This is a genomic window from Achromobacter maghribensis (assembly GCF_057334215.1).
Genome location: NZ_JBHFII010000047.1, coordinates 3,426 through 22,162, shown reverse-complemented (window position 1 = coordinate 22,162; position 18,737 = coordinate 3,426). Strand labels below are relative to the sequence as shown.

Below are 18,737 nucleotides of genomic sequence, written 5' to 3'. Positions count from 1 at the left end.
AATGGCGGCCTTCGGGCCGCCATTTTTTTATTCGGTTGCTGTGTTTGCCGCTAGGCCAGCGTCCGCACGATTCGCCGATACCAGAAGTGCAGCAGGACGGCGGACAGGGCCAGGCCGACCATGGCCATCAGCCACATACTGCCCGCCCCGACGGGCGATCCCGGCACGAGGACGTTGCGGATAGCGTCCAGGCCACCTTGGCCCGGACCGAAGCCGAACCACCAGCCGCCCACCAGGCCAACGCCTGCCAGCGCCACCACCTGCAGCAGCAGGGGCACGACCGCGACCTTATAAGCACGCAGGAGGTAGGAGTTAATGCACTGCATCGAATCGAACAGATGGAACAGCGGCAGCACCGCCAGCAAGGTCGTCGCGACGGCCGCCACGCCGGCGTCATCGGTATAGGCGGCCAGGATGAGCGGACGGCCGGCCAATAGCACCGCCGACGTCAGCAGCGCGCCGATCAGGCCCAGCGCCAGTCCGGCCATGCCGGTGCGGTGCGCATGAGCCAGGTTGCCTGCGCCGATCGCCTGGGCGGTCAGGGCGGCGGTGGCCACCCCCAGCGCCATCGGCATCATGTAGCACAGCGCGGCCAGATTCGACATGATCTGGTGCCCGCCTGTCACGTAGGTGCCTTCGCGCGCGACCAGCAAAGCCATGAACGTGAAGGCCGACACTTCCACCAGGTACGAGCCGCCCATCGGGATGCCCAGCCGCAACAGTTCCTTCAGCGTCTTCCAGTCGGGCTTGCCGATCCGCAACTGGAAGCGGCGGTAGAAACGGTCATGGGTAATCACCCACAGGCCAAGCCCCAGGCTCATCCACGACACCAGGGCCGTCGCCAGGCCGGCGCCGGTGGCGCCCATGGCCGGCAGGCCCAGCTTGCCGTAGATGAAGATCCAATTGAACAAGGCCTTGAAGCCGATGGCCGACAAGTTGATGGCCATGACGAGTTTAGGGCGTGACACCGAGGTGCCCAACGCATAGATCGTGCGAAACACCAGCGCGGCGGGCAGGGCAAGCACCAGCGCCTGCAGGTAGGATCCGATCCGTTCCCGCACTGCGGGGGCTACCTCGCCGGACATCGACAGCCAGACGTCCGGGAATAGCATCAGGATGGCGCCCACCCCCGACAGGCCTAGCGCCAGCCAGACGCCCTGGCCCCAGCTGCGGCCCACTTCCAGGTTGTTGCCGGCGCCGTAGTGCTGGGCCAGGATGGGGATCAGGGCATGGACCACGCCCATCAAGCCGACGAAAACGGTGATGTAGATCGAGGCGGACAGCGCCATCGCCGCCAGGTCGCTGGCGCTGGAGTGGCCCGTCATGGCGGTGTCCAGCACGCCGAACGAGATGCCGGCCCATTGGCTGATCAGCACGGGCCAGGCCTGCTTGGCGATGCCGCGCAGGGTGGCGCCGAAAGAGATCGGCGCCGCGTTCACGGAACTCATCGGTTGGCGCCGACCCGAAGCAGGCGGAACACTTCCTGCCGATCGGCCCGGCGGCCGCCCTGCCACAGCACGTCGGCGCCGTCGCTATAGGCGGCGGTGTTGTCACGCAGGCTCTGGTTGCTGGTCTGTTGCAGGATCAGCGTGCACTTCGCGTCGAACGTGAAGGTCAGATTGTTGAAGATCAGGAACGATGCGCGTTGGCCGCTGCCCAGGCTCAGGCCGCGGACGCATTCGCCCGGCCGCATGTTCTGCTCCAGCGCCTGGGCCAGTTGTCCCGAAACGGTGCGGTAGCTGCGGGCGTAGTCCACGGCGGGCTGCCACAGCAGCACCAGCAGGATCCACGTCACGGTCAAGCCGCCAGCCGACAGCACCGTGCCGCGCCACAAGGCTTGCGGACGCACGCGCAGCCGCCAGACGACCAGCGCGATCCAGGCCACGGTGAAGATGGCCGCCAGTGTGAACGCGGTCCAGGAGATGACCGGCTCATAGCCTGTCGTCTGACGGGCGATGTTGCGCGATATCTGGGCTGGCCAGTTGAAGTGCAGGGCCACCCAGCCCAGCCAGGCAGTGGCCACCGTCAGCGAAAAGCACATGACGGCGAACCAGTCCAGCGTGTTGACGACGCCGCGGCGCAGGGTCGGCAGCGAGAAGGCGCCAAGCACGGCGCAAGGCACCACCAGCATCACATATTCGGAATCGGTGGCTTCATCCAGGCCGAACAAGACCAGGGCGGAGCACGCCAGCAGCATCAGCGGCAGCCAGATGTGGGGCGCATAGATCCAGGCGCGCCAGCGCCACACGGCCAGCAGCGCGAGAGGCCAGGTCGGCCACAGGTACCACGGCAGGTCGCGCAGCGTGCGGCCCATGTCGCGCCAGGACGGCCACGCGAACGACGCCAGGTTCCAGGTCTTCCAGTTGCGGATCCAGTATTCGCTGCTTTCACTGGCCGGGATCCACCAGGCCAGAATCAGGGCAACGGTCACCAGCGCCGCCCACGGCAACCAGCGCTTGCACTTCCAGAGTTGGCTGCGCGGGTAGAAAGCCAGCAGGGCGCCGATCATGATGGGCAAGGCGCCGACCCAGCCGCGGGTCAGGAAACTGGCCGCCAGGGCAATCCCCAGCGTGGTCGTGCCAGTCACGGGGCGGTCGACGCTACGGGCCAGCGAATAGAATGCCAGCGCCTGGCACGCCATGATGGCGGGCACGACAGTGGTTTCGTGGGTGCGTTGCAGGATGCCCACCGTGGCCAGCAGCAGCAGCAGGGCCGCGTCCGCCAGCATGCGTCCGTAGTCGCGTGGGGCGGGCTCGCCGCCGAAGGGCAGGGCCAGCGGCTGGGCTTCAGTGCGGCGGCCCAGCAGATAGGTGCCGTACCAGACGCTGGACGCTGTGATGGCGAACCACAACAGGTTGGGCAAGCGTCCGGCCGTGATATCGCCCACGAAAGGGCCGAACAGCCAAATACTGGCGGCGCCGACCCAGGTGATCAGCGGGCCTTCCTCGGCATGCGCCAGCAGTCCCACTTGCGGCAGCAGCCAGGTGATGCCGCCTTCGCGGATCGCCGTGATCATGGTCGCCAATCCGACCGCATCGTCCGTTTTCCACGGGTCACGCATGAACAGGCCGGCCACGATATAGGCCAGCGATAAGCCCAGCAGAATCAGTCTGGGGAGCTTTGCGGTTGCCACGGACGTGAGCCGGGCCGGAGTGGAAAGAGAAAGTGGGGACACGGGCGTTAATGTAACCGAGTGGTCTGGTTGCGCCAGCCCCCAGCGCGTAACAAGCTGGCTAGGGGGGAAAAAAAAGCAGCCCGGAGGCTGCCTTTTTGCTGCGACTCCCGCGGGAGCGGCAGGATCAGGAAGCGGACTTGACCGTGCCAGCCGTACGGGCGAAGCGAGCGCGGAACTTCTCCACACGGCCGGTTTCGACGATACGCGTTTGGGCGCCCGTATAGAACGGGTGCGATTCGGAGGTCACGTCGCACTTGAAGAGCGGGTACGTCTTGCCGTCGATTTCGACGGTTTCGCGCGTGTGGACGGTCGAACGGGTGATGAACTTGTTGCCCGTTTGCAGGTCGGCGAAAACGACGTCGCGGTATTCGGGGTGAATGCCTTCTTTCATGGTGCTTTCCTAGGACTCGCAAGGAGTCTTTCTCAAAGTGTTAGGGTCGCCAGCCAGGACGCGAAAAACAATTCACAGGAAACGAGTTCATAAAGAACGGGTTCACAAGTAACGTTTACGCAAGAACGCTAGCCACGTATCCGAAAAGTAACCCCAAATTCTAGCACGGGAAAATCCCGGTGCGCCAGCGGCCGAAGGCTGGCACGACCCGCGCCGCCTTCCTTCCATCAATTTGGGGACAGGCTTCAGAGTTCCGTGCGCAGCTTCCAGATCTCGGGAAACAGCACCACGTCCAGCATGCGCCGCAGGTAATCGACACCGGACGTGCCGCCAGTGCCCCGTTTGAAGCCAATGACCCGCTCGACCGTCGTGACGTGGCGGAATCGCCACAGGCGGAACGCATCTTCCAGGTCCGTCAGCTTTTCACCCAGCTGGTACAGGTCCCAATAGCGGTCGGTGTCGCGGTAGACGGTCAGCCAGGCCGCTTCGACGCCGGCCGAGGCCTCATAGGGCTGCGTCCAGTCGCGCTCCAGGCGGTCGGCCGGCACGGTCACCCCGTGGCGGGCCAGCAGGCGCAGCGCCTCGTCATACAGCGAAGGGGCCTCGTAGGCGGTGCGTACCTGCGCCAGCAGGTCTTCACGGTGCGCATGCGGTTTGAGCATCGCCGCGTTCTTGTTGCCCAGCAGGAATTCCACCTGGCGGTATTGATAGCTCTGGAAGCCGCTGGAGCGGGCCAGATACGGGCGCAGCGCGGAATACTCGGGGGGCGTCATGGTGGCCAGCACGTCCCAGGCATGGACCAGCTGTTCCATGATCTTGCTGACGCGCGCCAGCATCTTGAAGGCGGGCTGCAGCCGGTCGGCGGCCACGTTGGCGATGGCGGCGCGCAGCTCGTGCAGCATCAGCTTCATCCAGAGTTCACTGGTCTGGTGCTGGATGATGAACAGCATCTCGTTGTGCTCGGGCGACAGCGGGTGCTGCGCGCCCAGCAATTCGTCCAGATGCAGGTAGTCGCCGTAGGTCATGTCGCGCGCGAAATCCAGCTGCGCCTTTTCCTCGCGGACGATATCTTCGGGGCGGTGGGGGCAGCTCATGCTCGGCCTCCGTGGCAGGGAGGCGCCGCGCGGCGGGCGGATGCGGGCAACGCGCGCCAATGGGGCGCGTAGGGGGAAACAGGTTTCATGGTCGTGCCTAGTCGAAAATGGGCAGCCGGCGGGGCCGGCCAGCCCATGGCAAGCGGACCAGCCTACAGTTCGCGCAAGACGGCGCGCACCGGGCTGGCATCAGCCTGGACCAGCGCCAACGGCAGGGCGATCAACTCGTAATCGCCCTCGGGCACGTCATCAAGCACCAGGTTCTCCAGTACTCGCATGTCATGCCGCAGTATCGTGTGGTGGCTGTCCAGGGTCTTGCTGGACGCGGGGTCGATGCTGGCGGTATCCAGCCCGATCAGCATGACGCCGCGTTCGGCCAGCCATTCGATGGTTTGGGGCGCGTAGGCCGAGAAATCGTCGGTCCACCAGTCTTGCGCCGCATGCTTGGCCGTGCGCACCAGCACGCGGGGCGGCAGGTTCAAGGCGGCATGGGCCAGGTGGTCGGTAGTGATCAGTGGGCCGCAATCGATGGCGTGGATGACGCGGCAAGGGCCCAGGAAGGGTTCCAGCGATACCGCGCCGATGGCGGCGGCGCCGTTCTGGTAGTGCAGCGGGGCATCCGCGTGCGCGCCGATGTGCGGCGACAGCGTGATTTCACTGACATTGACCGGACAGCCGGGCGTCAGCGACCACTTCCATTGCTGGCGGTACGGCGTATCGCCGGGAAAGACAGGCGAAGCCGTGGAGACGGGAGGGGAAATATCCCACAGGCGTTTCATGGTGGCGGGGAAGCGGTCGGATGAGGCCGGAACAGGTTAAAGCCTAAAGCAATTCAGGGCGGTAGTCTAACGAATTCCGGCATGCCGCGCTGCGGCTACAGGTCGCCCAGTTCGGCCATGGAGACGACCGTCGAGCCGGCGACGATCAGGTGGTCCAGCAGCTTGATGTCCACCAGCGCCAGGGCCTGTTTCAGTTGCGAGGTGAAGCCACGGTCGGCGGCGCTGGCTTCGGCCAGGCCGGAGGGGTGGTTGTGGGCCACGATCAGCGCCGCGGCATGGTGGCGCAGGGCTTCCCGGACGACCTCGCGCGGGTAGACCGAGGCCTGGGACAGGGTGCCGCGAGCCAGTTCGCCGGTGGTGATGACGCGTAATTGGTTGTCCAGGTACAGGGCAATGCAGTGCTCGACCCGGCGATGCCCCAGCGCGGTCATGCAATATTGTTTCACTTGGCCGGGGTGGCGCAGGGTGTCGTTGCGGGTCAGGTCTTCCTCGATCGTTCGGCGCGCCAGCTCCAGCAGGGCGGCAAGCGTGCAGGATTTGGCCTCGCCCAGGCCGGATACGGTCATTAATTCCTCGGGAGTGGCGCCCAGCAGGCCTCGCAGGCCCGAAAAGCGCTCCAGCAGGCGGTAGGACAAATCCATCACGTTCAGCCCGGGAATGCCGGTGCGCAGGGCGATGGCAAGCAGTTCGGCGTCCTGGAGCGCGGCGGCTCCGTGGCGCAGCAGCCGCTCTCGGGGACGCTCATGTTTTGACAGCCGCACAGACAATTTCATAAGAGGCTCTAAAATCAGGGTTTATCCAATATCTATACGGTGGCAGATCTTGAGCATCGCCTCTAACGAAGTGAACGTTTTTGTCCGTCAGGATTCCTACCTAACGCTGCACTACCGGATCACGCTGGCTTCCGGGCCGGGCAAGGACTCGGTGTTCGCCGATACCTTCGACGGCCGTCCCGGCACGCTGCAAATGGGCAGCGGCCAGTGGGCGCCCGGCCTGGAGGCCGCGTTGATCGGCCATGCTGAAGGTGAGCGGTTCAGCGTCACGCTGGAGCCGGCCGACGCCTATGGCGACCGCAACCCCGAACTGATCCAGCGCGTCACGCGCACGATGCTGGCCGAACACGCGGGCGCGGATGCCGGTTTCGAACCGGGCGACCTGGTGGAATTCACCGCGCCCAACGGCGGCCGCTATTCGGGCGTCCTGAAGGAAATCAACGACGAGTCGGCCCTGTTCGACTTCAACCACCCGCTTGCGGGCATCAGCTTGCGCGTGGACGTGGCGCTGCTGGGAGTCCTCTGACATGAGCAAGGCCGTTACCGCCGTCGGCGCCGAAGTCCTGCTGGCGCAGCCCCGGGGCTTCTGTGCCGGCGTTGACCGCGCCATCGACATCGTCGAACGCGCGATCGAACTGCATGGCGCGCCGATCTACGTGCGCCACGAGATCGTCCACAACCGTTATGTGGTGGAAGACCTGCGCGCCAAGGGCGCGATCTTCATCGATGAACTCGACGACGCGCCCGCGGGCTCGATCGTCGTGTTCTCGGCGCATGGCGTGTCCAAGGCGGTGAGGGCGGAAGCGGAGTCCCGCGGCCTGCAAGTATTCGATGCCACCTGCCCGCTGGTCACCAAGGTCCATATTGAAGTGGCCCGCATGCGCGCCGCCGGCCGCGAGATCATCATGATCGGCCACAAGGGCCATCCCGAGGTCGAGGGCACGCTCGGTCAGGCGCAAGGCGGCATGTACCTGGTCGAGACCGTGGAGGATGTCGCCGGGCTTGACGTGGTCAACCCGGAAAACCTGGCCTACGTCACGCAGACGACCTTGTCGGTGGACGACGCGGCGGCGGTGTCGAAGGCGCTGAAGACGCGCTTCCCTTCGATCGTCGAACCCAAGAAAAGCGATATTTGCTATGCCACCCAAAACCGCCAGGACGCAGTCAAGGTGATGGCGCCCGACTGCGATCTGGTGCTGGTCGTGGGCAGCCCCAATAGCTCGAATTCGAACCGGCTGCGCGAAGTGGCCGAGCGCAAGGGCGTGGCGTCCTACCTGATCGATGGCGCCGACTCCATTGATCCGGCGTGGCTGGTGGATCGCAAGCGCATCGGCGTGACCGCAGGCGCGTCCGCGCCCGAAGTGCTGGTGCAGCAGGTGATCGACCGCGTCAAGGAATTGGGCGCGGTATCCGTGCGCACGATGCCGGGCCTGGAAGAGAACGTGGCGTTCCCGCTTCCGAAGGGCCTGTCGCGCAAGGCCGCGCAGACGGAGTCGCTGGAATAGCGTCGGATTGCGCGGCTGAAAATACAGGCGCCCGCAGCGCCGGAGAACACCTAGGAGACCTGATGCAGTTGTATAGCTATTTCCGCAGCTCGGCCGCGTATCGCGTGCGCATCGCCCTGAACCTGAAGGGCTTGTCGTACGAATACCTGCCGGTGCATCTGTTGAAGGATGGCGGGCAGCAATTGTCGGAGGGGTATCGCAAGATGAACCCGACGGCGCTGGTGCCTACCCTGATTGATGGCGATGCCGTCATCGGGCAGTCGCTTGCCATCATCGAGTACCTGGAAGAGACGCATCCCCAGCCGCCGCTGCTGCCGGCTGATGCCATCGGCCGCGCCCGCGTGCGCGATCTGGCGCTTGGCATCGCCTGCGACACGCACCCGCTGAACAATCTGCGCGTGCTGAAATACCTGAAGCACACGCTGGGCGTGGACGAAGCTGCCAAGAACGCCTGGTACAGGCATTGGGTGCATCAGGGGCTGGAAGCGCTGGAGGCGCAACTGGCGCGGTCTGGTGCCACGGGCCGCTTCTGCCACGGCGACACGCCGACCATCGCCGACCTGTGCCTGGTGCCGCAAGTGGCCAATGCGCATCGCCTTGAGTGTGACCTGTCCGCCATGCCCAATGTGGTGCGCATCGATGCTGCCTGCCGTGAACTGCCTGCCTTCGCGGACGCCGCGCCGGGTAAGCAGCCCGACGCGGAGTAACGCCTGCGGATCGGCTTAGCCGATCTGCACCGGGACGAAGATCTTGTCTTCGCCGCGCTGGACCAGCAGGGCGACGGTCTTGCCCGCTTTGGACAGCGCTTCCTTTACTTGCCCGATGTTGTGCACGGGCACGCCATTCAAAGACAGCAGCACGTCGCCCGGTTCGATGCCCGCCTTGGCGGCCGGGCCGGCGGCGCGTTCGATCAGCAAGCCTTCGGTGCCTGACGCTTGCTGTTCCTGCGGGCTCAGTGGGCGCAGCGCCAGGCCCAATTGGCCGCGCTGCACGTCCTGATCGCCCGCCGACGCCTGCGTCTTGTCTTTGGGAATACCCCCCAGCGTGGCCACCAGTTCCTTGGGAGCGCCGGCGCGCCACACGTCCATCTTGATCTTTTCGCCCGGCGAGGCGAGCGTGATCAGGGAGGCCAGGTCGCCCGAGGACACGATGGTCTTGTCGTCGATCTTTCGCACCACGTCGCCGGGTTGCAGGCCGGCTTTGTCGGCAGCGCTGCCTTTCTCGACGCTGGACACCAGTGCGCCCGACGGGGACGCAAGCTTGAAGGAGTTGGCCAGGTCCTGGTTCACTTCCTGCACCGTCACGCCCAGCCGTGCATGCTGCACCTTGCCGTGCTCCAGGATCTGGTCCTTGATCTTGTAGGCCACATCGATGGGGATGGAGAACGACAGACCCTGGAACCCGCCAGTGCGGCTATAGATCTGGGAATTGATACCCACGACTTCGCCGCGGTCGTTGAACAACGGGCCGCCCGAATTGCCGGGGTTGACCGCCACGTCCGTCTGGATGAATGGGACCGAGGTGTCGTCGGGCAGCGAGCGGCCTTTGGCGCTGACGATGCCCGCGGTCGCCGTGTTTTCCAGGCCGTAGGGCGAACCGATGGCCAACACCCATTCGCCCACTTGCAACTGGTTCACGTCGCCCACCTTCACAACCGGCAGGTTCTTGGCGTCGATCTTGAGCACGGCTACGTCCGTTTGCGGATCCGCGCCCAGCACCTTGGCCTTGTATTCGCGGCGGTCCGTCAGCTTTACCGTGACTTCCTTGGCGTCTTGCACAACGTGCGCGTTGGTCAAGATGATGCCGTCGTTGCTGATGATGAAGCCGGATCCTTCCCCGCGCATCGGGACTTCGCGCGAAGGCATGCGGCCTTGGGATCCCGGGATCTGGCCGAAGAACTGGGCAAAGGGGTCATCGTCGTCGGCGGACACCTTGCGGGTGCCGCTGACGCTGATGTTGACGACGGCAGGCCCGAAGTCGCGGGTGATCTGCGCGAAATTCGGCGGGCTGGAGGGGGCGATCGTTTGCGGCGCGGCTACGGCGGCCGGCGCGTTGGCCGCCATCGACACGCTGCCGGTCATGGCGGTTGCGCCGGCGCCACCAATGGCGCCAGCGGCCAGCAGCGCCAGCACCAGGCGGGAAGGGGTCAGTTGCGAGGTTTTCATGTCGGCTCCTGCGTTCATGTTTGAGGGCATGGCGCAATCATCGGGCCTGACACTTAGGGGAATCTTAAATCGCGGGACTCATCGAGGGCGGGGGAATTCCACCCGGGCGCGCAGTCCCGCGCCGCCGGGCGCGTCTTCCAGCAAGATGCGGGCGCCGTGTCGCTCGGCGATGGCGCGGGCGATCGACAGCCCCAGGCCGCTGCCGTGCTGCGTATTGCCCTCTGCGCGGTAGAAGCGGTCGAACACACGTTCGCGTTCCGCTGGCGGGATGCCCGGGCCTTCGTCGTCGATCATGAATTGGGTCTTGTCCGCCGTCTGTTCCAGGCGCAGTCGGATGTGTTTGCCCTCGGGCGTATGCTTGACCGCGTTGTCGAGCAGGTTGCGCGCCAACAGCACCAACGCATCGCGATGCCCCTGAAGCGGGGCTTGCGCCGCCCCTTCCATCTCGATGCTGATTGACTTGGCGTTGGCTTGCGGCAGCGTTTCGGATAGGGCCTGGCGCAACACATCAGCCAGGTCCACCGGGCCGGCAGGCGAGGGCGCCGCCGCGCTTTCGTGGCGCGCCATGGACAGTAGCTGCTCGACCAGGCGGGTGGCGCGGTCGATGCCGGCCGCCAGCCGTTGTTCGGCCAGTTGGCGGCTATCGGCGTCGCCGGCACGTTGCAATGCCTGCAATTGCAGGCGCAGCGCGGTCAGCGGCGAACGCAGTTCATGCGCCGCGTCGCCCACGAACTGCTTCTGTTGGGCGAAGGCGCCGCGCATGCGTTCCAGCAGCAGGTTCAGTTCCTGGATCAGGGGTTGGATCTCATCGGGCAAGCCTTGCACATTGACCGGCGACAGGTCTTCGGGCTGGCGTGCCGCTACCTGGGCACGGGCACGCTTGACCGGCCGCAGTGACCAGCTGACCACGCACCAGATAATCAGCATCAGCAACGGCGCGGCGGCAGCGATGGGGGCGATGGTTCGCAGCGCGAGCGCGCGCGCCATGTCCTTGCGAACGTCCATATCCTGCGCCACCTGGATCACCTGGAACGGCGTGGCCAGCGAATACACGCGATAGGTAATGCCTTCCATCCGGGCGTCGGAAAAGCCCAGCACGATTTGATCGGGCAAGGGCCTGCGCGACCGCGAATTGAACACGCGCAGGCCGTCCGGGGTCCATATCTGGATGATCAGATCGTCGGCGACGGGCGAGCCCGCGCCGCGCGCATGGGTCGGGCCGGTTCTAAGCAGCCCGTCGCCGGTGCCCAGCGACAGGGCGGTCCGTTGCAGCAGGGAATCAAAGATATCGTCGGCCTGCGCCAGCGTGCTGCGGTAGGCGATTGCGCCTTGCACCAGCGCGCCGACCGCAATGGCGGCCAGAAGGAAGAAAAGCAGGCGGGCTCTCAGCGAGTAGCTAAGCCGCATGCTCATGTTTTGGGAATGACATAGCCGACGCCCCTGACGTTCTGAATCAGGTCCTGACCCAGTTTCTTGCGCAGGCCATGAATATAAACCTCAACGGCGTTGCTGCTGACGCTGTCTTTCCAGCTGTAGAGCTTCTCTTCCAGCTGCGCGCGCGAAAAGATCATGCCGGGGCGGGCGATCAGGGGCTCCAGCACCGCCCATTCGCGCGCGGTCAGGGCCACCGGGGTGCCGTCCACCATGGCCGCGTGCGATTGCGGGTCGATGGTGATCCCGTCGTGTTCGAACACCGGCTCGGCGCGGCCGGCGCTGCGACGAATCAGCGCGCGCATGCGGGCCAGGAGTTCGTCCACGTCATAGGGTTTGACAATGTAGTCGTCCGCGCCAGCGTCCAATCCGGCGATGCGGTCGCTGACGGCGTCGCGCGCGGTGGCGATGAGCACCGGCGTGCGGTCCTTGCGGGTGCGCAGGTCGCGCAGCAAGGTCAGGCCGTCGCGTTTGGGCAAGCCCAGGTCCAGCAGGATCAGGTCATAAGTGTCGGTGCGCAGGGCAAGTTCCGCGGCGTTGCCGTCCTTGACCCAGTCGACGGCGTAATGCTCCGCACGCAGGCAGTCCAATACGCTTTCACCGATCATGATGTCATCTTCGACGAGTAGGATGCGCATGGTGGTCTTCGCTTGGTGGTGACGGAAATCCAGCAAGTTGGACGCGTGGCAGGCGGATGGAGTTCCCGTGATCGGGCCCGCAAGAGGGATGGCGGAGCAGAAATGAAAAAAGCAGCCCGAGAGGGCTGCTTTTTGAATTTGGTGCCGGCAATAGGAGTCGAACCTACGACCTTCGCATTACGAATGCGCTGCTCTACCAACTGAGCTATGCCGGCAAGACCATTTGCTTCGATTCTTGCGTGCCGGTGTTGAATTCGGCAATGCTGAACTTCTAGCAAAACATCTTTATTCTTCCCAGTTCGCTGCCCTGTTTATGGGGCCTGATCTGGAAAGACCGAAATCATATCAGAGTTTTTTCGCGATGGGAAACAAAGGGCTCAAAAAGAACCAAAAAAATCGCGATTTGCATGCCAAAAAAATTTAGGTCATAATTACGTTCTTGGCAGATCCCCGATAGCTCAGTCGGTAGAGCGACGGACTGTTAATCCGCAGGTCGCTGGTTCGAGCCCAGCTCGGGGAGCCAAAAGAATTCAGTACCGATAAGTTCAGCGCCAGGCTGGCGCCGAATGCAGAAGGGTCACCCACGAAAGTGAGTGGCCCTTTTTGTTTGGGCCGCCTTTTGTTTAGGTCTTTTGTTTAGTATTTGTTCGCATAGTTGTTGTCCCGCGAATGAGGGGGCTGCGCTGGCGGATCCGTTCCTGGTGTGCGGGGGCGGCCGCAAAATCCGGGGTGGCACCCGTTGGACGAATGGGTATGGACGAGGGCAAGCGCATTGGCGTGGCGGTGATTTCAGGGTTTCTGGGCAGCGGCAAGACCACGCTGCTCAATCGCTTGCTGCACGAGCCGGCGTATGCCGACGCACTCGTCATCGTCAATGAATATGGCGACGTCGGTGTGGACCATCATCTGGTGCGCCTGGCGCCGGCGAACGTCGTGTTGATCGAGGGCGGTTGCCTCTGCTGTGTCGTCAGCGGCGCGGTGGTGGATGCGCTGCGCGACCTTTTCATGCTGGCGCTCAGCCGCCGGATCAAGCCGTTTCGCCGCGTGCTGATTGAAACCAGCGGGTTGGCGGATCCCGCGTCGATCCTGTTCATGCTCAAACATGACCGGTTCCTGGCCGAGCGCTACGCTTATCGTGGCGCCATCGTGGTGGTGGATGTGCGGCACGGCGAGGACCAATTGGCGTCACAGCCGGAAGCGGCGCGGCAATTGGCGTTGGCCGATGCCGTCGTGCTGGGCAAATCGGATTTGGCGGACGCGGCGCAGTTGCGGCGGGTGGAGCAGGCGGTCATCGCCATCAATCCTGGTGCGCAACGTTGCGTCCAGCGCCAGGATGCGCCCTTGGCCGGAATATTGCGAGACGGCCCCGATGCGCTCGCGCGCCGCGATGGCGTCGCGCTGGCGAACTGGCTGCAGGCCTTCGCGCGTCCCGTCGCGGGCCGCCACGCGCAGGTCACCAGTTTTTCCCTGGTCTTGTCCGCGCCGTTGAGCCGGGCCGCCTTCCTGGCCGGGGTGTCGCGCATCCAGGAGCGCTTCGGCCAGGGGCTGCTGCGGATGAAGGGGCTGGTGTGCTTCGAGGGCGAGGCGCTGCCATGCGAGGTGCATGGCGTCCACGGCGAACTCTATCCCTTGCGCCCGCTGTTGCAATGGCCCAGCGATGATCGCGCGTCGCGCCTGGTCTACATCTTGCGCGGGCTGGACGCGGAGAGCGTGCGCGCCGAGGTCCTTCGGGCCTTGGGCCAGTTGCCCGCCTGAGTGCCGCCGTCCGGGTTTCATCGCGGTACGCGCTGAATACTCGTGTCGCTATTTCTGCACGGATGTTGCATGGAAATACGGTATAACCGGTACGGTCTGATGCAAGAACCGAGACAATCATGGATCGTCTGAAAGCCATGCAGGTGTTCGTGGAAGTCGCCGACCGGGGAAGCCTGTCGGCGGCGGCCGTCCATTTGGACATGTCGCGAGCGATGGTGTCGCGGTATCTGGCTGAAATGGAGCAGTGGGTGGGGGTGCGCTTGTTGCATCGCACCACGCGCCGGCTCAGCCTCACGCCGGCGGGGGCGGAAACCTTGCCCCGATGCCGGCAGATGCTGGACATGGTGGGTGACCTGCGCAGCGCGGTGTCCACGCCGGAAGACACGCCGCGCGGCTTGTTGCGCATCACGACCAGCATGTCCTTCGGTTCAAGGCATCTGGCCAGCGTGGTTACCGATTACGTCAAACAACATCCCGGCACCTCCGTGGATCTGATGTTGGTCGAGCGCGCCGTCAATCTGGTCGAAGAGCGGGTGGATCTGGCGGTCCGGATCACGAATGACCTGGATCCTAATCTGATCGCGCGCAAATTGGCCGTCTGCCGCTCGGTGGTGTGCGCATCGCCGGAATACCTGGCGCGCGAAGGCGTGCCGGCGCGCATCGAGGATTTGTCGTTGCGCAACTGCCTGACGCATTCCTATTTTGGCAAAAGCCTGTGGCGATTCGAGCGCGACGGCCAGCCGGTGGATGTGCCGGTCAGCGGCAATATCAGCGCGAATGAGGTCTCGGTGCTGTCGAGCGCCGCGCTGGAAGGGGCGGGCATCGCCATGCTGCCGACTTACTACGCGGCCGAGGACTTGGCGGCCGGGCGCTTGAAAGCTATTTTGCCGCAGTGCAAGCCGCAGGAATTGGGTATTTATGGCGTCTATGCCTCGCGCCGCCAGATGCCGTTGATCTTGCGTTCGATGCTGGATTTTCTGGTCGAGCGCCTGGGTTCCGCGCCGTGGGACAAGCCCGTCGTGGCGCCGCGCGCGCCCGCTTGAGGGGTGGTCTTGCGGGCGGCCGGGCTTGAGGGGCCGGGTTATGGCGGTATAATTTCCGTATTGCTTTGGCGGACGAGCCACATTTCTTTCCGGGCTTTCGCCAGCAAACCATATTGCGGCGGGCCAATGTCCGCTAGCATGTAGTCGTCGAAAACAGCTAAGAATCGTAAGTCCGGCCTGGGGTTGGTCATCGCATCACGAAGCGGGTCTTCGTATGCGCGAGGGGGTGCATGGGATTCAAAGGTGGCGGCCAGCCACAATGCCGAATCCGATGCCTGACGATCCAGGTCTTGATACTGATCGCCGCAGGAAGCAGTCGCCGGGTTACCGGCGTGTCCCGCAGGCTAGTGTTGGCGTGTAATGCCAGCTTTTCCAGAATTTGCTTAAGGCGTCTGCCGCGATGGAAATCCGGCAGGCATATCGCCCTATCTTGATTGGTGCGGCCGTTTTGGCGCATAGCCAGCGTGCGGTCCGCCGCGCAGCCCGTCATGCATGGCAGTCAACCCAGGAATGTTGTGAACACTACGCAAACCCACGCTGTCTGTAGCGAGCCCGCTTTTGCCGGGATCTTGCCGGCGGGTGCGGGCGTGAGGTTCGTTGCGCAGTCCGCGTCAGTCGCGGGGGCGGGGTTGGGTGCCGAGTTTGTGGGGTTCGTGCCCGTTGCCGCTAACGGTTTGGTGCGCACGAATGAATTTTGCGGGCGCGAATTTGCGGGCACCAATGAAAAAGGCCCGGCGCATTCGCCAGGCCTTCGTCAATTTGGTTGCGGGGGCAGGATTTGAACCTACGACCTTCGGGTTATGAGCCCGACGAGCTGCCAGACTGCTCCACCCCGCGTCTGAGAAAAGAATATTAACCTTATTTTCAACCTAGCGCAAGTTAGCCCTTTTTGAATTTGAATGTCGATGAACGATAGCGAGGCAATACTCGTGCTGGAAACCGCGCTGCTATGCGCGGTGCAGCCGATGCAACTGTCCGATATGCGCAAGCTATTCGGGGACGATGAACAATTCGACAACAGCAAGCTGCGCGGGCTGTTGGAGACGCTGCAGAGCAATTGGGCCGATGGTGGCCTTGAGCTGGTGCAACTGGCTAGCGGATGGCGATTCCAAAGCCGCCCGCACATGCAGCGCTACCTTGAGCGGCTCAGCCCTGAAAAGCCGCCCAAGTATTCGCGTGCTGTCATGGAGACGCTGGCCATCGTGGCCTGGCGTCAGCCGGTCACGCGCGGCGATATCGAGGACATTCGCGGGGTCACCGTGTCTTCGCAGATCGTGAAGGCGCTGGAGGATCGGGGCTGGATCGAGGTAATCGGGCATCGCGATGCGCCGGGCCGTCCCGCCCTCTTCGGCACGACGCGCCAGTTCCTGGACGATCTGGGCTTGCGGGCGCTGGATGAGCTTCCGCCGCTGGAATCGGCGCAAGCCGCTGCGGCGCTGGCCGGCCTGGACTTGGGCGAAGTGCAGCAACTGACAGGCGAGGGGGCTGCGCCCGCCGACGCCGCCGCGCCTGACGGTGCCGCCGCCGACGCCGACGGCGAAACCAGCGATGGAATCGGTGATGAAACCAGCGGTTTGCAGGGTGAAATCGCCGTCGACGAGCCGCCGGGCGTGGAAGAAAATGACGCTATCCCAGTTGCGGAATTGTCTGTTTCGGAACACGATGCAACCATAGCCCCGGGCGATAGCGTAGAATCCGTCGTTTCGCGCACAGAAGAAGGCGCGGATCCCGCAGACGAACCCACCGTCCGGGAGCAAGCCGAAGGCTTGTCCAATACGCCAACCCCGTCCGGTTTTCCCGACGAAGGGGCTGGCAACGACCTTTCCGATATGGCCGCCGACGTCACAGAAGCCGGTGCTGCAAAGGAAAGTGTCGAGAACGCAAAACACGCGGAACCGACCGAACCGATTGACGAGACCGATCACGCAGCGCCTGGCGCCGCCGGGCATGAGCCCGCCATCGGCCTTGACGAATCTGTTCGGCCCGACCCTGATGTCGTCCCCACGGCATCGGGCGAGGCAGATCCGGAGCGGCCTCGCGCCGGCCGTGAGTCGGCGTCCCCTGATGATGACGAGCCTGCCCCTGGCAGGCCTACCCAAGTTTGAAATTCGGAGCTGTCCCAGTGACAACGAATACAGCAATGCAGGACGACAATCCCCGTTCGGATGACACCGTTTCCAACGGTCAACCGGAAGCTTCCGCCGCGCGCGAGCCGGCAGTCGAAGGTGAGGCCGGCGCCCGTGGGCGCGGGCGCAAGCTGAGGACGCCGTTCCGTCGCCGTCGCGGCGATGCGACGGCCGAACAGGCACCGGCCGTTGAGGGCCAGCAGCCTGCTGCCGCCGCTGCTACGGTCGAGTCGCCTGACTCCCGAGGCGGCGAGCAGGAAGCCGAGCAGGCCCTGTCGTACCTGGACTCGGCGGACCGCATGGAGCAGCGCCTGGGCAAGTACCTGAACAGCGATTCGGTCATGCCCAAGCTGCACAAGGTGCTGGCTGATGCCGGTATCGGTTCGCGCCGCGAGATGGAAGAGTTGATCGTCGCGGGCCGCGTGTCGGTCAACGGCGAGCCGGCCCATATTGGCCAGCGCGTGGCGCCGAATGATCAGGTTCGTGTCAACGGCAAGCCGATCATGCGCGTGAATACGAAGAAGCCGCCGCGCGTGATCCTGTATCACAAGCCGGCAGGCGAGATCGTCAGCCACGACGATCCGGGTGGTCGCGCCAGCGTTTTCGCGCGCTTGCCCAAGCTGCGCACCGGCAAATGGTTGTCGGTCGGGCGTCTGGACTTGAATACCGAAGGTCTGCTGATTTTCACGACCTCGGGCGACATGGCCAACCGCATCATGCACCCCCGTTACGGCACCGAACGCGAATACGCGGTCCGCGTGTTGGGCGAAATGGACGAGGCGCAGCGCCAGTCGCTGGTCGATGGCATTGAGCTGGAAGACGGCCTGGCCGCTTTCGGCGCGCTGGAATACCTGGGTGGCGATGGCAGCAACCGCTGGTATCGCGTGACCTTGCAGGAAGGCCGCAACCGCGAAGTCCGCCGCATGTTCGAAGCCGTCGGCGTCACGGTCAGTCGCCTGATCCGTACCCGTTTCGGCGATGTGGTGCTGCCGCGCACGCTACGGCGCGGCCGCTGGGAAGAATTGGACGGTTCGCTCGTGACCGCGCTGATGGTCCAGCTGGGACTGTTGCGTGAAGACGACGAATCCGGTGGCAACCGCCGCCGCTCGAAGCAACCGCAATCCCATGACAGCGCCTTGCCTCCCGGCTTCGGCACCATGGACCGCAATGGCATGAATGGCGCCCGCATTGGTCGCCGCGGCAAGCTGCAGGGCGGTCGTCTGGGTAGTGCAGGCCAAACGGCCGCGTGTCCGTCGGATCCGTTCGGTACCGGTTTGATGATTGCCGGTGGCTATGCCAACGGCCATCCGTTGGCCGCGGAAGGCGCGGGCGGCAATCGCAAGGGCGGCAAGCCCGGTGGCGGCCGTTCGGCAGCGCCGGCGGGCGGTGGCCGGCCGGGTGGAAAGTCGGGCGGAAAGCCTGGTGGCAAACCGGGCGGCAAGCCTCGCGGTCCGCGTTCGGCGGCGGCCAACGGCCCGTCGGGCCCCATGGCGTCGGCGGATGCCGTCGGCAATGTGGCCGAAGCCCCCGTGGGTGGTGGTGGCCGCAAGCCTTCCGGCCGTAAGCCGGGTGGTGGCAAACCGGCGGGCGCGGGCGGCGGCAACAGCCGCGGCGGCAAGCCGGCAGGCGCCGGTCGTGGCGGCAGCAAGACCGAAGGCTCGCCGCGCGCGGCGGGTGGCGGCGCCGGCAACAACAAGGGGCCGGGGGCGGGCGGCAAGCCGCGTGCTCCGCGCAATGCCTCGTCGTCGTCATCCCCGCGTGGCGATGATTGGCAGCCGCGTGGCGCTTCGGCCCACGAATCCCGCCTTGGCGTGATGGGCGGACGTGGCCGTCAGGGCCGCTAAGCGCTGTCAGGGGGGGGG

At 64.7% G+C, this 18,737-nt stretch carries 16 protein-coding genes and 3 tRNA genes; 8 read left to right on the top strand and 11 right to left on the bottom strand.

Features of this window, described 5'->3' with window-relative positions:
• Positions 1–50: 50 nt before the first annotated feature.
• The 6 genes from ACE039_RS20095 to radC all read right to left on the bottom strand — a co-directional run bounded on the left by ACE039_RS20095 (position 51) and on the right by radC (position 6,212).
• On the bottom strand, positions 51–1,448 hold the full coding sequence (locus ACE039_RS20095) for an MATE family efflux transporter (protein WP_485823182.1): 1,398 nt from the start codon (positions 1,446–1,448) through the stop codon (positions 51–53).
• On the bottom strand, positions 1,445–3,175 hold the full coding sequence (locus tag ACE039_RS20090) for an ArnT family glycosyltransferase (protein ID WP_485823181.1): 1,731 nt from the start codon (positions 3,173–3,175) through the stop codon (positions 1,445–1,447). Before ACE039_RS20090 ends, ACE039_RS20095 begins: the two co-directional genes overlap by 4 nt.
• A 124-nt stretch (positions 3,176–3,299) precedes the next feature.
• On the bottom strand, positions 3,300–3,566 hold the full coding sequence (locus ACE039_RS20085; protein ID WP_006225101.1) for a type B 50S ribosomal protein L31: 267 nt from the start codon (positions 3,564–3,566) through the stop codon (positions 3,300–3,302).
• Between the two features lie 245 nt (positions 3,567–3,811).
• Positions 3,812–4,660 carry a tryptophan 2,3-dioxygenase gene (gene kynA / locus ACE039_RS20080; protein ID WP_485811383.1) on the bottom strand — a complete coding sequence of 283 codons (849 nt, stop codon included), beginning with the start codon at positions 4,658–4,660 and terminating at the stop codon, positions 3,812–3,814.
• Between the two features lie 152 nt (positions 4,661–4,812).
• Positions 4,813–5,439, bottom strand: a complete 627-nt coding sequence (gene kynB / locus ACE039_RS20075; RefSeq protein WP_006218257.1) for an arylformamidase — start codon at positions 5,437–5,439, stop codon at positions 4,813–4,815.
• 95 nt (positions 5,440–5,534) lie between these two features.
• Positions 5,535–6,212 carry a RadC family protein gene (radC, locus tag ACE039_RS20070; RefSeq protein ID WP_485811382.1) on the bottom strand — a complete coding sequence of 226 codons (678 nt, stop codon included), beginning with the start codon at positions 6,210–6,212 and terminating at the stop codon, positions 5,535–5,537.
• Between the two features lie 49 nt (positions 6,213–6,261).
• On the opposite strand from radC, the gene ACE039_RS20065 reads away from it, so the two are divergent.
• From ACE039_RS20065 to maiA, 3 genes are all read left to right on the top strand, one after another.
• Positions 6,262–6,738 (top strand): FKBP-type peptidyl-prolyl cis-trans isomerase, encoded by a 477-nt coding sequence (locus ACE039_RS20065; RefSeq protein ID WP_105554926.1) that lies wholly within the window; start codon positions 6,262–6,264, stop codon positions 6,736–6,738.
• Between the two features lies 1 nt (position 6,739).
• Positions 6,740–7,717, top strand: coding sequence for a 4-hydroxy-3-methylbut-2-enyl diphosphate reductase (ispH, locus tag ACE039_RS20060; RefSeq protein WP_105554925.1), 978 nt, complete (start codon positions 6,740–6,742; stop codon positions 7,715–7,717).
• 62 nt (positions 7,718–7,779) lie between these two features.
• Positions 7,780–8,424 carry a maleylacetoacetate isomerase gene (maiA, locus tag ACE039_RS20055; protein ID WP_485811408.1) on the top strand — a complete coding sequence of 215 codons (645 nt, stop codon included), beginning with the start codon at positions 7,780–7,782 and terminating at the stop codon, positions 8,422–8,424.
• A 15-nt stretch (positions 8,425–8,439) separates the two neighbouring features.
• Here maiA and ACE039_RS20050 read toward each other — a convergent pair whose 3' ends face one another.
• The 4 genes from ACE039_RS20050 to ACE039_RS20035 form a co-directional block, all read right to left on the bottom strand.
• The gene (locus tag ACE039_RS20050) at positions 8,440–9,882 is read right to left on the bottom strand and encodes a DegQ family serine endoprotease (RefSeq protein ID WP_485823180.1); all 1,443 of its coding nucleotides are present in this window, start codon (positions 9,880–9,882) and stop codon (positions 8,440–8,442) included.
• Between the two features lie 78 nt (positions 9,883–9,960).
• Entirely contained in the window at positions 9,961–11,295 is a 1,335-nt protein-coding gene (locus ACE039_RS20045; protein ID WP_485823179.1) for an ATP-binding protein, read from the bottom strand.
• On the bottom strand, positions 11,292–11,951 hold the full coding sequence (locus ACE039_RS20040) for a response regulator (RefSeq protein ID WP_105555542.1): 660 nt from the start codon (positions 11,949–11,951) through the stop codon (positions 11,292–11,294). The genes ACE039_RS20045 and ACE039_RS20040 overlap by 4 nt, the downstream gene beginning before the upstream one ends.
• A 139-nt stretch (positions 11,952–12,090) precedes the next feature.
• A tRNA-Thr gene (locus tag ACE039_RS20035) sits at positions 12,091–12,166 on the bottom strand.
• Between the two features lie 232 nt (positions 12,167–12,398).
• On the opposite strand from ACE039_RS20035, the gene ACE039_RS20030 reads away from it, so the two are divergent.
• The 3 genes from ACE039_RS20030 (at position 12,399) to ACE039_RS20020 (ending at position 14,749) form a co-directional block, all read left to right on the top strand.
• Positions 12,399–12,474 (top strand) — tRNA-Asn (locus ACE039_RS20030).
• Positions 12,475–12,704: 230 nt separating this feature from the next.
• Complete coding sequence (locus ACE039_RS20025; protein ID WP_485823178.1) at positions 12,705–13,706, top strand: CobW family GTP-binding protein; 1,002 nt, start codon at positions 12,705–12,707, stop codon at positions 13,704–13,706.
• Between the two features lie 119 nt (positions 13,707–13,825).
• The gene (locus ACE039_RS20020) at positions 13,826–14,749 is read left to right on the top strand and encodes a LysR family transcriptional regulator (protein ID WP_105554920.1); all 924 of its coding nucleotides are present in this window, start codon (positions 13,826–13,828) and stop codon (positions 14,747–14,749) included.
• Positions 14,750–15,509: 760 nt separating this feature from the next.
• Here the strand turns inward: ACE039_RS20020 and ACE039_RS20015 are convergent.
• Positions 15,510–15,586 (bottom strand) — tRNA-Met (locus ACE039_RS20015).
• Between the two features lie 68 nt (positions 15,587–15,654).
• Here ACE039_RS20015 and scpB point away from each other — a divergent pair.
• Together scpB and ACE039_RS20005 are read left to right on the top strand one after the other, a co-directional pair.
• Positions 15,655–16,854 (top strand): SMC-Scp complex subunit ScpB, encoded by a 1,200-nt coding sequence (gene scpB, locus ACE039_RS20010; protein WP_448708624.1) that lies wholly within the window; start codon positions 15,655–15,657, stop codon positions 16,852–16,854.
• A gap of 35 nt (positions 16,855–16,889) precedes the next feature.
• Positions 16,890–18,719: a pseudouridine synthase gene (locus tag ACE039_RS20005; protein WP_485823177.1), complete on the top strand. Its 1,830-nt coding sequence runs from the start codon at positions 16,890–16,892 to the stop codon at positions 18,717–18,719.
• Positions 18,720–18,737: the final 18 nt, after the last annotated feature.

Coding starts and splice junctions, on each gene's coding strand:
- ACE039_RS20095 (WP_485823182.1), bottom strand. CDS start 1,448: ATGAGTTCCGTGAACGCGGCGCCGATCTCTTTCGGCGCCACCCTGCGC.
- ACE039_RS20085 (WP_006225101.1), bottom strand. CDS start 3,566: ATGAAAGAAGGCATTCACCCCGAATACCGCGACGTCGTTTTCGCCGAC.
- kynA (WP_485811383.1), bottom strand. CDS start 4,660: ATGAGCTGCCCCCACCGCCCCGAAGATATCGTCCGCGAGGAAAAGGCG.
- kynB (WP_006218257.1), bottom strand. CDS start 5,439: ATGAAACGCCTGTGGGATATTTCCCCTCCCGTCTCCACGGCTTCGCCT.
- radC (WP_485811382.1), bottom strand. CDS start 6,212: ATGAAATTGTCTGTGCGGCTGTCAAAACATGAGCGTCCCCGAGAGCGG.
- ispH (WP_105554925.1), top strand. CDS start 6,740: ATGAGCAAGGCCGTTACCGCCGTCGGCGCCGAAGTCCTGCTGGCGCAG.
- maiA (WP_485811408.1), top strand. CDS start 7,780: ATGCAGTTGTATAGCTATTTCCGCAGCTCGGCCGCGTATCGCGTGCGC.
- ACE039_RS20050 (WP_485823180.1), bottom strand. CDS start 9,882: ATGAAAACCTCGCAACTGACCCCTTCCCGCCTGGTGCTGGCGCTGCTG.
- ACE039_RS20045 (WP_485823179.1), bottom strand. CDS start 11,295: ATGAGCATGCGGCTTAGCTACTCGCTGAGAGCCCGCCTGCTTTTCTTC.
- ACE039_RS20040 (WP_105555542.1), bottom strand. CDS start 11,951: ATGCGCATCCTACTCGTCGAAGATGACATCATGATCGGTGAAAGCGTA.
- ACE039_RS20025 (WP_485823178.1), top strand. CDS start 12,705: ATGGACGAGGGCAAGCGCATTGGCGTGGCGGTGATTTCAGGGTTTCTG.
- ACE039_RS20020 (WP_105554920.1), top strand. CDS start 13,826: ATGGATCGTCTGAAAGCCATGCAGGTGTTCGTGGAAGTCGCCGACCGG.
- scpB (WP_448708624.1), top strand. CDS start 15,655: ATGAACGATAGCGAGGCAATACTCGTGCTGGAAACCGCGCTGCTATGC.
- ACE039_RS20005 (WP_485823177.1), top strand. CDS start 16,890: ATGCAGGACGACAATCCCCGTTCGGATGACACCGTTTCCAACGGTCAA.